A 13,181-nucleotide genomic window follows, 5' to 3' on the forward strand; every position below is an offset into this window, starting at 1 on the left:
CCTTTAAGAGATGTTAGAGCCACGATGGGAGCCAAAAAAGCCACTTTGCCCATGTGTTGTGGCTTGCGTGGGGGCACTGGGGGGTGTGTGCGTGGCTTGAGGCCTAGTGGTGTTGGCTGGGCTGGTGGTTTGAGAGGAAGGCGCATTTTGTGCGCCCTGTTGAGGGCTAAAAAAGCCGCTGTGCGTAGGACTAGCGCTAGGAGGCGATCTAAAGCTGTTTTGACTCCTTTGGTAGGCCTGCGGAGAAGTGTAGTTCCTTTGGGCGTTTTGGTTGTAGTTGGGGTTGTTAAAAAGCTTGTTGCCGATGTAACTGCCTAAAATCGCTCCAGCCGCACTGCCTAAAATCGCCGCGCCGATGCCAAGTCCAGAACCGCCCCCCTCAGCCGGGGGTTTAGTGAGCTGGCTGGTGCCCTTGTCAATTTTCACTTCCTCATCTTTGATGAGCTTTTGAATCTCTTCATCGCTCAGCATCCGTTCTTTGCCTTGCAAATCCCGTACCACAACCCGAGTCTTGTCGCTGGGGTATTCTTCAGCGACCTTATAACTCTTGTCCGCCTGCTCTTGTAAGATCACAAACGCCCCTTTTTTAATGGGCGTGTTGCTGTTGCTTTGGGGCTTTTGCTCTTGGTTGTTGTCCGCCCCCTTGCACCCGACAAGGGTCACCACCACGAGCGCACTAAGCCCGCCCACAATGGCATAATCCGAAATCTTTCTAAAGGGTTTTTGCATGGCTGTCCTTTTTGTCATAAAGTGCTATGATAGCATGTTTAAAAAGGGTTTGCTATGTTGCTAGGCATTGATGAGGCGGGACGGGGGTGTTTGGCTGGGGCGTTGTTTGTGGCTGGCGTGGCCTGCGCTGATGATTTGGCAAATGAATTTTGCAAAAAGGGCTTGAAAGAGAGCAAGGAACTAAGCCGTGCGCGGCGTTTTGCGTGGGCACAACAGATCCAAGCCCACAAGGAGATACAAAGCCTCGTGGTGGCTAAGAGCGCACAAGAGATAGACAGCAAGGGCTTAAGTTTATGCATGCAAGAAGCCATGAGCCAGATCATCTTAAAGTTGCCCGAGATTTTGAGCGTTTGCATAGACGGCAACACGCTGTTTAACCTGCATTTCCCCCATTTAAAAAGCTTTCAGGCGGTGGTAAAAGGCGATGATAAAATCCCACAAATTGCCATGGCTTCTATTCTAGCTAAGGCGCATAAGGATAGAGAAATGCTAGAGCTAGACAAGATCTACTCGGAATACGGCTTTGCTAAAAATTGCGGTTATGGCACGCCAGCGCACATTCTGGCTTTAAAAAAGCACGGCTACACCAAAGAACACCGCCACAGCTTCAAGCTAAAACCACTTGTAAATGGAAACAACTAGGGATAGGGTATAGACACTGATGAGCAAGTAGCGGTGTAATGATGCGCTCACTTTGGGAATGAGCCTAACGCCCACAAGCACACCCAGCACGCTCCCCATGCCCACCAACAGCCCCCATTGCAAATACTGCCACTGCAAAATATGGCTTTGATACAGCGATGCCACCCCACTAATGGATGAGAACACCACAAAGAACAAGCTCAAAGGCACGCTCTGTTTAGGGCTTAAACCTAAGTAGTAGGACAAGAGCGGTACCATCAGCACCCCTCCCCCAATCCCTAAAGAAATCGCAAAAATCCCCGTAATCGCCCCAATCGCCACTAAAATCGCCTTGTCTTTTGTGGCGGGGTTTAACTTCTTGCTCTCTTGCTCTTGTGCCTTTTTAGACACAAAGACGAAGCGCAAAAGGGCGTATAAAGTTACCAAAATAAAAACACCGAGTAAGACTTTATGGGAGGTGTAGGTTAAAATCGCTCCGCTAAAACTTGCCCCCACAAGACCGCCCAGCCCCACCCAAAAACCCACATGCAAGTCCAAAAGCCCTTTTTTGAAATTCGCCACACTCCCCACCACAGACGAGCAAGCCATTTGCAAAATGGAAATGCCGACTGCGCTGTCATACCCATAACCTGTCAAAAGCATGGCAGGCACAATCACCATCCCCCTATGCCAAAAACCCAGACAAAACCCCCGTAAAACCCCGAGCAATAAAAACAACGCATGCATGGCAAAACCCATCTCCGACCCTTTAAGTTTGTGCTAAAATAACCCACCACAAAAAAAGCGAGCACATGGTCAATAGGAAGATTCTAACACATTTTGATTTTTTATTGCTTTTTTTTATTATCCCCCTGATGGGCTTATCCTTTTTTTTAATTTACGAGGCCAACACGGCTTTGAGCTTAAAACAAGCCCTGTATTTTAGTGTGGCGTTTGTGGTGTTTTGGATGATATTTTTCATTCCTTTTAGGCAACTCGATCGCATTTTCCACTTTTTCTATTGGTTTTGCGTGTTTTTGTTGGTGTTGGTGATTTTCTTTGGCTCTGTAAAGCTAGGGGCAAAGCGTTGGCTCACCATCCCCGGCACCTCTTTTTCTTTGCAGCCCAGCGAGCCGGTTAAAATCGCCATTTTACTGCTCTTAGCCCATTTAATCAGCACACATCCCATCCCCCCGGGGGGCTATGGCTGGAAAACCTTTGGCAAACTCAGTTTATACATCATCATCCCCGCCGGGTTGATTTTAAAACAACCCGATTTGGGCACGGCCTTGGTGGTACTCATCATGGGCTTTGGGGTGCTGTTTTTAGTCGGGGTGCATCCTAAAATTTGGATCACCATCGGTTTACTTTTTGCGATCGCCTCCCCGCTCATTTACAGCTCTTTGCACGATTACCAAAAAAAACGCCTGCACGACTTCATCGCAGAAAAGCCCAACTACCATGTCCGCCAATCCATCATTGCGATCGGTTCTGGGGGGCTCTTAGGCAAATCTAAAGAAGAGTCCACACAAGCGAAATTAAAATTTTTGCCCATTGCCACGAGCGACTTCATCTTTGCTTACTTTGTGGAGCGCTTTGGCTTTTTGGGGGCATTAGGGCTTTTGGCGTTTTACATGGGTTTTATTTTGCATTTTCTCTCTTATTTTAACAGCGACCCACATGACCGCTTTTTACAGACCATCACAGGGGGCATTGCGATTTTACTCTTTGTGTATACAAGCGTGAATGTCGCTATGACCTTGGGACTTGCCCCCGTTGTGGGCTTGCCCTTGCCCCTTTTTAGCTATGGGGGGAGCAGCTTCATCACCTTCATCATCCTGTTTGCGGTGTTTGAAAACTTACTTGCATTTAAGTTTGGATTTGGTTATAATCGGCCCTCTCGCAGAGGCGGATTCTTAGCTCAGTTGGTCAGAGCATTCGGCTCATAACCGATTGGTCGTAGGTTCGAGCCCTACAGAATCCACCACTTTTTAGTATAATCCCCCTATGGAAGTAGCAGCAAGTATCTTAAGCGCGGATTTCATGGATTTAAAGCACAGCCTCGCACAAGTGGTCGGCGTGGATTTTTTACACATTGATGTGATGGACGGGCATTTTGTACCTAATCTCACCTTTGGGCCTTGCGTGTTGCAAAATCTAGGCAAACATACAGACGCCCCCCTAGACATCCATTTGATGGTGGATAACCCTCTTTTTGGTGTTGAGCTTTACAAAGACCTAAACCCCGCCTACATGACCATCCACCTAGAGAGCACCCCCCACCTGCATAAGCTCATCCACCACATCAAAAACTTGGGCTTTAAGGCGGGGGTGAGCTTGAACCCTGCCACGCCTTTAAATGGGCTGGAGTACATCATCGCCGATTTGGATTTGGTGCTGTTTATGAGCGTGAATCCGGGCTTTGGGGGACAAAAATTCCTGCCCTTAGTGTTGGATAAAATCACGCACTTTAAACAAAAATTCCCCACCTACAGCGGTAAAATCCAAGTGGATGGGGGCATCAATGCTAAGAACGCCCCCTTGCTTGCCTCTGTGGGGGCAAATTTATTGGTGGTGGGCAGTTACCTTTTTAGCCATGAAAACCCCGCTTTAGCCCTGCAAGAATTGAAAAAGGCATGAGCCCCGAAGACCTCTACAACTCTTTAAAACAAGCCCCTCTACCTCTAGAGGCTTTGCATTTACCCTTTTGCGAAGACCCCCTGCTTTCTTACGAGTATCTTAAAGCGTGTGGCTTTCCCATCGCCTACACTACACAGCTAGAATTGAGCACGAAAATCCCCTACCAGCAATCCCTTTACTGCTTCATCGACATCGAAACAAACGGGCCTGATCCCAAAACCTCCCAAATGATAGAGATCGCCGCCTTGCTCTATAAGCCCGCCCTTGACCCCTTTAGCGCGGGCACGATCGTTAAAACTTTTTCGAGCTTGATTCATTGCGAACATGTCCCCCCTAAAATTGTTGAGCTCACGGGGCTCAGCGCGCAACACCTACGCCACGCCCCCCCCTTTAAACAAGTACTTAAGAAGTTTAAGGAGTTTTTGGGCGACAGCGTGTTTGTGGCGCACAATGCGGACTTTGACTTCCCTTATTTGAGCGCATGTTGCGCCCACCATTTAGGTGCAGGGCTCTTAAATCCCAAACTTTGCACCTTGAGCCTGAGCCGCAAAAGCATATTAAGCCCCAAACACGGGCTGGGGTTTTTAAACACTTTTCTAGGGATCAATATCCCCATAGCACACCGCGCTGCTGCCGATGCACTCGGCTCTTTACGGGTGTTTGAGGTGTGTTTGCACTGTTTGCCCGCCTCCGTGTACACCACTCAAGATTTATTAGATTACGCTTAAAATTGTTTGTTGTTCGCCTCATCTAAAATGTTTTGGGCGATCTCTTTGACATTTTTGCTGATTTCTAGCGAAGTCGTGGCGATCTCCGCATTGTCTGCCATCGTTTGCTCTAAGTTCTCCACGGCACTGCTGATTTTAGAAATGCTCTTGGTCTGCTCCTCAATGGCACTTGCCGCTTCGTTGATCGATTGACTCAAAGCTTGCGTACTGCTCTCAATCTCACCTAGGCTCTTTTGTGTGCGTTCAGCCAGTTGTCTCACTTCATCGGCCACCACCGCAAAACCCCGCCCATGCTCGCCCGCTCTGGCGGCTTCAATGGCGGCGTTTAGGGCAAGTAAGCCAATTTGATCGGCGATCTCGTTGATGATGACGACAATTTTTTGGATGCTCTCGGATTGTTCGGTAACTTCTTGGCTTTTGGCATTGACATTTTGCATCGAATCGCTGATTTGCTCTAGGGCGTTGGCGGTTTGCTCAATCGACTCCATTTGTTGCTTAGACGCGTCTTTAAGGCGGTGTGTGGTGTCATTAAGGGTGTTTGTCTCTTTGTCTAGGGCGTGGGCGATCTCTAAAGAGTGCTTGAGTGAATCCACAATGCTGTGTTGCAAAGTGTTGATGTCTTTAGCCAGCTGTAAAAAGCCGCCTTGTAAACCCGTTGTGTCCACCCCCATTTTAAAATCGTTTTTAGAATAAGTTTGGATCGCTGTGCTGATCTGTTGGAAAATTTTATCCACAAATTGCACAAAGTCATTGAGGTTCTTGCCCACATATTGCAGTTCAGGGTTGGCGGCGTTGGCTTGGATGCTCTGTTTAAAGTCCCCCGTGTGCATCCCCTCTAGAATTTTGAGCACATCTTTAGAAAAAACCTGATCGGATTGGAAGTGATCCACCGCTTCGTCTACATTATTTTTTAGGGCTTTAGCCATTTGCCCCAATTCATCCTTTGCATGTAGCACCACCACTTGTGGGACATTTTTATCTTTGTAATTGACAAAAGCAAAGAAGTCGTTTAAACCCTTGTTGAGCGTACCGATGTTGCGGGTGATTTTGCTGTAAAAAATGTAGTAGAGGGGGATCACCACGAGCAGTAAAAACAAAGCCACAATGCCGGCATAAGCGTAGGAATTGCGCTTCATGCTTCTATCGATGTCTTGAGCGATGGTGGCGGTTCTCTGGTTGACATTGTCCATGTATAACCCCGTGCCGATCCACCAATCCTTCGTCCCCTCGATCTTTTGGGCATAGGCGATTTTGTCCATGTCTTTGACCTCGCCATTGCCTAGGGGTTTGGGGTAAACATAATTGACAAAGCCCCCACCGTTCATCGCAGCCTTGCGCAACTCTTGCACATAATACACTCCGTTTTTATCTTTTAAATGTTTCTTATCGCCCCCAATCTCCCCCTTTACATTGGGGTTGTAAAAAGCTTTATGTTCCTCATAGACAAAGAAATAGCCCGACTTGTCATCATCAAAACGGAAACCATCGAGCATGTGGGCAACGATCACCTTTTTCGCTTCATCTCCCTCGGTGTCTTTGATCGCTTTGGCGAGGCTGTGCGCCATCGCATTGGTTGCTAACTTCAGTTGTTCGCCCAGCAAGGCTCTCAAATCCTTGCCCACTAACTCATTTGTCCGTTTAACCGATTGGTTGTTGCCATGCATAAACAACAACACGGTGACCACAACCACTGCAATGGTGAGCAACCACAACGCCACAATCTGCTTGCCTAAAGAAAATGATCGCATACAAACCTTTCTTAAAATTTCTTACTGTTTGCTTCATCTAAAATGTTTTGTGCGATGCTTTTGACATTTTTACTAATTTCTAAAGAAGTGGTCGCAATTTGGGTGTTTTGGGCCATCGTTGCCTCCAAGGTTTGCATGGTCTCATTGATTTGCGCAATGCCCTTGGTTTGCTCGTCAATGGCACTGGCCGCATCGTTGATCGCTTGTGTGAGCGATTGCGTGTTTGCCTCTATCTCGCTCAAAGATTTTTGCGTGCGCTCAGCGAGTTTTCTCACTTCATCGGCCACCACCGCAAAGCCACGCCCATGCTCACCCGCCCGGGCGGCTTCAATGGCGGCATTTAGGGCGAGCAAACCGATTTGATCGGCGATCTCGTTGATGGTAATCACAATGTTTTTAATGCCGTTGGATTGTTCGATCACCTCGTGGCTCTTGGAGTTCACGCTTTGCATAGAATCGCTGATGTTTTCCAAAGTGCGGTTGGTCTGCTCTAACGATTGGGTTTGTTGTTTAGAGGCATCTTGCAATTTGTGGGCAGTGTCGTTCAAGTTTTGCGTTTCTGTACTCAAGGCGTGGGCGATCTCTAAAGAGTGCTTGAGCGAGCCCACAGTGCTTTGTTGTAAAGTGTTGATGTCGCACACCAGCTGCAAAAAGCTGCCCTGCAAATGTGCAGTGTCCATGCCCTTTGTGAAGTCATTTCTGGAGTAGGTTTGGATGGTTTGGCAAATTTGGCGGAAAATTTCGTCCAAAAAGCCAAAGAAGGCGTTGAGATTGCCTCCCAAGTGTTGTAGCTGAGGGTTGGATGCGGTGGCTTGGATGTTTTGCGTGAAGTCGCCCGTGCGCACACTCTCTAAAACCTCTAGGGCGTTTTTAGAAAAGTTTTGATCCACCTGCAAGTGATCGCACACCTTTTGCACATTAGTGTCTAAGGCCTGCGACATCTCCCCTAACTCGTCTCTGGAGTTAAGTACCACCACTTTGGGCACTTTTTGGCTCTCGTAGTTAACAAAAGCAAAGAAATCTTGTAAGCCACCATTTAAGGCTTCAATATTGCCCGTGATTTTGCGGTAAAAGAGATAATAAAGAGGCACAACGATTAGAAACATAAACAAGGACACAATCAAGGCGTAGACATGGAAAGAGCGCTTGATGCCTGTTTCGATCTCATGGCTAATGGCTTGGGTGTGTTCGATCACATTATCTATATACAGCCCTGTGCTGATCCACAAATCTTTAGCCCCATCGATTTTTTGCGCATAAGAGATTTTATGCATGTCTTTTGTTCTCCCATCGGGCAGGGGCTTTGGATAAATATAACTCACAAAGCCCCCGCCATTCATGGCTGCCTTGCGTAATTCTTGCATATAATAAACCCCATTTTCATCCTTGAGGTACTCATCAGAACCCCCTGAGCCTCCTTTATCGTTTGGACTATAAAAAGGGATGTATTTTTGATAAACGAAGAAATAACCAGAGCGGTCTTTTTCGTAGCGGAAGTTACCCAGCATGTGAGCGACGATGGCGCGTCTAGTGGCATCGTCTTTCGCGCCTTCAATGGCTCTAGCTAGATTATACGCCGTTACATTTGTGGCGAGTTTGATCTTTTCACCTAAAAAGCTTTTTAGATCCTCACTCACCAAAGCGCTGACTCGCTCAACCGATTCGTGGTTGCTTTTGGCAAATAAAAGCAAGGTCACCACTATTAGGGTGATCGTCAACAACCACAGCGCAACAATTTGTCTACCTAAAGAAAACGAGCGCATCAACTTTCCTCAACAATGATTGTACCATTTTTCACGACAAACGCTAGACTTTTGCCCGTTAAATGCAAGGTGTCTGTTTCTAAAAGAAACGCCGCTAATCTGTCCTCCACCTCCTCATACAACGCCCTTTTAAGCGGCCGTGCTCCATAAATGGGGTCAAATCCGCTTTTAGCGATGTACTCTTTTGCCTCGGGGCTTAGACTAATGCTGATCTCTTTCTCCTTGAGCCGCTCGGCAATTTGGGCAAAGAGCAAATCCACGATTTTGACAATGCTTGCCATTTCTAGAGGGTTAAAGATCACGATATCGTCCAAACGGTTTAAAAACTCGGGCTTAAAATAGCCTTTAAGCACCTCTTGTACGACTTTTTGCAAGTCGTAGGCCTCGCCAATCTCTAAAATGTCCTCACTTTCAATGCCATTAGCCTTCAGTGTCTCTTGTTGTTCTTTCATTTTGGCGTGTGCACTCTGTTGCTCTAAGATTTTATCGCTGGCAATGTTGCTTGTTAGAATGATGATGGTGTTTTTAAAATCCACCACCACGCCCTTATTGTCCGTGAGCCGCCCCTCATCTAAGACCTGCAAGAGCATGTTAAACACTTCCGGGTGTGCCTTTTCGATCTCATCAAAAAGCAACACGCTATAAGGGCTACGGCGCACGGCTTCAGTGAGCTGCCCCCCCTCCTCATAGCCCACATACCCGGGGGGCGCGCCCACTAAACGGCTGGCGGCGTGTTTCTCCATATATTCGCTCATGTCTAGGCGGATCAAATTCTTTTGGCTGTCAAAGAGAAACTTCGCCAAAGTCTTGGCGCTCTCGGTCTTGCCCACCCCCGTAGGCCCTAAGAATAAAAAACTGCCGATGGGTTTATTCGGGTCGCTAAGCCCGGCTTTGTTGCGTTTGATCGCCCGGGCGATGGCTTTGATCGCGTCTTTTTGCCCCACCACGCTTTTAGACAATTCGTCTTCAATATGCAAGATTCTTTCCTTTTCCTCTTGCAACATTTTAGACACGGGGATTTGTGTCCATTGGCTCACAATTCTGGCGATGCCCTCTTTGGTCACCGCCGACTCTAACAGGCTGCCCTGCGCTTGCATTTGGGCCAATTTCTGCTCTAGGCTAGCCACTTCTTTTTCTAAGGTGGGGATTTTGTCGTGGTCGATCTCGGCGGCTTTTCTAAAATCCGCCTGTTGTTTGGCAAAGAGCGATTCTCGTTTTAAGTTTTCAATGCTGTTCTTGCTGGCGGCGATGTCTTTAAAAACTTTCTGTTCGTTGCTAAATTGCACCTCTAGGCGTTGCTTTTCCTCTAGGGCGTTTTGCAATTCCTTTTCAACCACCTTGAGCCTCTCTGCGTTTGCACTGCTCTCCTCCATTAAAAGGGCTTGTTTTTCCACCTCTAATTGCTGGATCAATCTTTTTGTGTGGGCTAGGGCGTAGGGTTCGGATTCGATTTGCATTTTTAACGCCGCCGCCGCCTCATCGATCAAGTCGATCGCCTTATCGGGTAAAAAGCGATCGGGGATGTAACGGCTAGAGAGTTTGGCGCTCGCCACCAAAGCGCTATCGGCGATGCTCACATTGTGGTGTGCCTCTAAAGTTTCCTTGATCCCTCTTAGAATTTGCAAGGTTTCGTTGATGCTGGGCTCATTTAGGGGGATGGGCTGAAAACGCCTTGTGAGCGCGCTGTCCTTTTCAAAGTATTTTCTATATTCTTTGAGCGTGGTCGCTCCGATGGTGTGCAACTCCCCTCTAGCCAGAGCCGGCTTTAAGATATTTGCCGCGTCCATGCTCCCCTCGCCAGCCCCCGCACCCACGATGGTGTGAATCTCATCGATGAATAAGATCACATTGCCTGCTTTTTTGACTTCTTCGACCACTTTTTTTAAGCGTTCTTCAAACTCCCCCCGATACTTTGCCCCGGCGATCAACATACCCATGTCCAAAACCACCACCCGTTTGTGTTGCAAAGATAGGGGGACTTCTTTTTTAGCAATCCGCTGCGCTAGCCCTTCCACCACTGCGGTTTTGCCCACGCCCGGCTCACCGAGCAAAATGGGGTTGTTCTTGCTCTTTCTAATCAGAATCTGCATCATGCGTAAAATCTCTTCATCACGCCCGATCACGGGGTCAAGGGCGTTGTCTAGGGCCTTAGCGGTTAAATCAATCCCATAGGTCTCAAGGGCTTCTAGGGTCGCGTCATCGCCCGGCTGCTCGATCTTGGCCCCTTTGCGCAAACTCTCAAAGGTTTTTATAAGTTCACGCACATCCACAAACTTGCCAAAGTAGCTTTTAAACAGTTCTCGATTCGCCTCAATGAAAGTGTCGATCGCCACATAGCTGTCCCCCTTTTGCACCGCAAGCCCAAGACCTGCATGCAAAGCGTCTAGTAAAGACTTGCTTAAACCTAAACCCTGTGCGCTCACGCTGGAGCTTTTGGGCAATTTGTCGGCTAAACTTCTGGCTTCTAACTCTAGGGGGGACTTTTCCACGCCCATTTTTAAAAGGGCTTGGCTCAAAAGGGAGTGCGTGTTTGCGAGTAATGCCCAAAACAAATGGATCGGCTCGATCTCGGGGTTTTTGGCGTGCAACGCCAAAGAGAGGGCCTGATCTAGGCTCTCTTTTAAGTGGTTTGTAAGTTTTTCAAAAACGCTAGAGGGCATGGTTATCCTTTTCTTTATGTATAAAACGCAGCTATTATAACGCCCTTGTGTAATTTTGCGCCCAAAACTTAATCTTGCTCTTAGCCCCACTGCATTATACTTGCTCCCATCACAAAAAATAAAGAGAAAGGTTTGGTCCTTTTGCACAATAAATGCACCTTGGGGGTTTTAAAGCGGGCTTTCGTTTGCCTATGCCTTGTTTTTTTAAGCTTGCACGCAGACTCGGGCTCTAATGTGGAGTCGGTTACGGGCAAGGGAGTCGGTGGCGCAAAACACAACGCCAAGAGTCTGGATGAACAGATCAAAAAAGCACTCAAAAAGCCCGGCCAAGCCACACAAGTTGCTCCTAAGATAGAGGAGCAAAAAAAAGAAGAGATAAAAGAAGGGTCCTCCAAGCCCCAACCCTTAAAAAAACTCCCTCCAGAAGATTTAGTGGAGGAGCGCAAAGATGGGATTGTGGGTGGGATCGCCGTAACGGTGAATAACGACCCGATCACGCTCTACCAAATAGAAACCCTAGAAAAAGAGAAGCACATCAGTCGGCAACAGGCGATCAACTCTTTAATCATCCAGCGCATCCAAGCCCAAGAGATCAAACGCTTGAAAATCGACATTGAGGACGACAAGATCGATGCGCAAATCGAGGAGATCGCCAAACACAATGGCATGGGCGTGAACGATTTTATGCGCACTCTAGCCAACGAGGGGATCGACCCGATGCACTATAGAAAACAGCTTAAAAAACAGCTAGAAACAAGGGAGCTTTTGCGCAACATCTTGCTGTTTAATGTCAACACGAACAGCGAAACCAAAATGCGCGAGTACTACAATGCCCATAGAGAGGAATTTAGCGTGCCTAGCGAGGTTTTAGTCACCCGCTACACCGCTAAAGACACCAAGACCCTCACCCAAGCCCTAGAGAATAAAGACATTGAGATCCCCGGGGTGTCTAAGGGCGAAGAAAAGATCAATTTAAAATCCCTAAACCCCCAAATCGCCCAAATGTTTTTATCCACCAAAGAACACACCTTTACGCCTATCTTGAACGCTGGGGGGGGCAATTATGTGTCCTTTTACATCCAGCAAAAGCTCGGTAAAGAGGAAGTGTCTTTCAGCCAAGCCCGCAGTTTTATCGCCAACAAGTTGATTGAGGAACAACAGGACAAAATCCTTGCCGAATACTACGAAAAATTACGCGTCAAAGCCAAGATTAAATTTTTGCGCTAGGGCTTATAGGCTGTGGAGCAACTAGCCTTCATCTATAAGGACTCGCTCTTCAGTGTCGCCATTTTGGCGTTCATCATCGGGGGGGTGATTTTGATCGACTATTTCCGCTCCACCCTCGCCCACAGACGCAATTTAAAAGCCCTAAATGCCCTGTCCCACTCTTACGCCCAAGTGGAGTTGGCCTTTGAGGTGCAACAACTCTTGCAAAAAGAACAGGAAAACCCCCTAGAGGTGCTGGGCTTTCAAACATGGGTGTTTTTAGCCAAACACTACGCCAAGCACGGCAATAGCGAGCAGGCGATCAAAATTTATCTAGCCTTATTGCCTAAATACCAAAACGAGCGCATCGCTTTGCTTGAGAGCTTGGCAAAGGCGTATATTGACCTAGGCTATGTGCAAAAGGCACGCGACATTTTAACCGAAGTGTTGCGCATCGACCCTAGAAACACCCACGCCTTGCATACAATGGTGCAGGTGTATGAAACCATGTGCGAACCGCAAAAAGCCCTAGAAACTTTGGAATGCCTGGATGCTTTGGGTGAGAGCGGGCTGTTAGACAATTACCACTACTTGCAAATGCAAATCCTCATGCAAGAGGATTTAGGTTTGAAAGATCAAAGCAGGGCGATTTTGAAGCTGGGCAAGGAGCAAAATAAACTGTATAGGGGTGCTTTAAAGCATTTAAAAACCCACCATAGGGGCTTGTTTTTGCAAGAGATTGCACAGGCAACAGAGGGCAGGGCTTTAGTGGATTTGCTTTGGGACATTGAGGAGAGCGAAATCGCCCCCTACTTAGCCGAGTTGCGCCCAAGCGTGCTAGAGGTGTTTATCGCAAAGGGCTATTCTAGGGGGCGGTGTGAAACTTTGGAGTTAGAAGTGTATCGCACTTTGCACGCCGATTATGGCCTGGATTTAAACTTTAGCTATCAATGTGGGGCATGCAAGAGTGTGTCGCCCTTTGAGAGTTACCGCTGTTTGGTGTGCGCTAAAATTGGACCCAAAGAGGTGGTCTTAAGTCTAGACAAGCACACCAGCGACCACAAGGCGAGCAATTTAAACTAGGAG

At 47.7% G+C, this 13,181-nt stretch carries 11 protein-coding genes and 1 tRNA gene; 7 read left to right on the top strand and 5 right to left on the bottom strand.

What is annotated here, in order from left to right; translation table 11 throughout:
• Positions 1–3 precede the first annotated feature (3 nt).
• Positions 4–729: a UPF0323 family lipoprotein gene (locus K6J72_RS04590; RefSeq protein WP_221278975.1), complete on the bottom strand. Its 726-nt coding sequence runs from the start codon at positions 727–729 to the stop codon at positions 4–6.
• Between the two features lie 54 nt (positions 730–783).
• Here K6J72_RS04590 and rnhB point away from each other — a divergent pair, with 54 nt between their 5' ends.
• Positions 784–1,371, top strand: coding sequence for a ribonuclease HII (rnhB, locus tag K6J72_RS04595; RefSeq protein ID WP_221278976.1), 588 nt, complete (start codon positions 784–786; stop codon positions 1,369–1,371).
• On the opposite strand, the gene K6J72_RS04600 is transcribed toward rnhB, so the two are convergent.
• Positions 1,342–2,109, bottom strand: coding sequence for a sulfite exporter TauE/SafE family protein (locus K6J72_RS04600; protein WP_221278977.1), 768 nt, complete (start codon positions 2,107–2,109; stop codon positions 1,342–1,344). The genes rnhB and K6J72_RS04600 overlap by 30 nt on opposite strands.
• Positions 2,110–2,162: 53 nt before the next feature.
• On the opposite strand from K6J72_RS04600, the gene K6J72_RS04605 reads away from it, so the two are divergent.
• From K6J72_RS04605 to K6J72_RS04620, 4 genes are all read left to right on the top strand, one after another.
• The gene (locus K6J72_RS04605; RefSeq protein ID WP_221281122.1) at positions 2,163–3,299 is read left to right on the top strand and encodes an FtsW/RodA/SpoVE family cell cycle protein; all 1,137 of its coding nucleotides are present in this window, start codon (positions 2,163–2,165) and stop codon (positions 3,297–3,299) included.
• Positions 3,261–3,337 (top strand) — tRNA-Ile (locus K6J72_RS04610). The genes K6J72_RS04605 and K6J72_RS04610 overlap by 39 nt, the downstream gene beginning before the upstream one ends.
• A gap of 20 nt (positions 3,338–3,357) precedes the next feature.
• Positions 3,358–3,990 (top strand): ribulose-phosphate 3-epimerase, encoded by a 633-nt coding sequence (gene rpe, locus K6J72_RS04615; RefSeq protein ID WP_221278978.1) that lies wholly within the window; start codon positions 3,358–3,360, stop codon positions 3,988–3,990.
• Entirely contained in the window at positions 3,987–4,718 is a 732-nt protein-coding gene (locus tag K6J72_RS04620) for an exonuclease domain-containing protein (RefSeq protein ID WP_221278979.1), read from the top strand. The genes rpe and K6J72_RS04620 overlap by 4 nt, the downstream gene beginning before the upstream one ends.
• Here K6J72_RS04620 and K6J72_RS04625 read toward each other — a convergent pair.
• From K6J72_RS04625 to K6J72_RS04635, 3 genes are read right to left on the bottom strand one after another with little or no spacing between them, the layout of a single operon-like run.
• A complete protein-coding gene (locus tag K6J72_RS04625; RefSeq protein WP_221278980.1) occupies positions 4,715–6,466 on the bottom strand; it encodes a methyl-accepting chemotaxis protein in 1,752 nt (583 codons plus the stop codon). The genes K6J72_RS04620 and K6J72_RS04625 overlap by 4 nt on opposite strands.
• Positions 6,467–6,477: 11 nt before the next feature.
• Complete coding sequence (locus K6J72_RS04630; RefSeq protein WP_221278981.1) at positions 6,478–8,229, bottom strand: methyl-accepting chemotaxis protein; 1,752 nt, start codon at positions 8,227–8,229, stop codon at positions 6,478–6,480.
• A complete protein-coding gene (locus K6J72_RS04635) occupies positions 8,229–10,889 on the bottom strand; it encodes an ATP-dependent Clp protease ATP-binding subunit (protein ID WP_221278982.1) in 2,661 nt (886 codons plus the stop codon). The genes K6J72_RS04630 and K6J72_RS04635 overlap by 1 nt, the downstream gene beginning before the upstream one ends.
• 132 nt (positions 10,890–11,021) lie before the next feature.
• Here K6J72_RS04635 and K6J72_RS04640 point away from each other — a divergent pair, with 132 nt between their 5' ends.
• The gene (locus K6J72_RS04640; RefSeq protein WP_260320506.1) at positions 11,022–12,116 is read left to right on the top strand and encodes a peptidylprolyl isomerase; all 1,095 of its coding nucleotides are present in this window, start codon (positions 11,022–11,024) and stop codon (positions 12,114–12,116) included.
• A 12-nt stretch (positions 12,117–12,128) separates the two neighbouring features.
• Complete coding sequence (locus K6J72_RS04645) at positions 12,129–13,178, top strand: tetratricopeptide repeat protein (RefSeq protein ID WP_221278983.1); 1,050 nt, start codon at positions 12,129–12,131, stop codon at positions 13,176–13,178.
• The last annotated feature ends 3 nt before the right edge of the window (positions 13,179–13,181 follow it).

The organism is Helicobacter sp. NHP19-003 (assembly GCF_019703305.1).
GTDB lineage: Bacteria > Campylobacterota > Campylobacteria > Campylobacterales > Helicobacteraceae > Helicobacter > Helicobacter gastrocanis.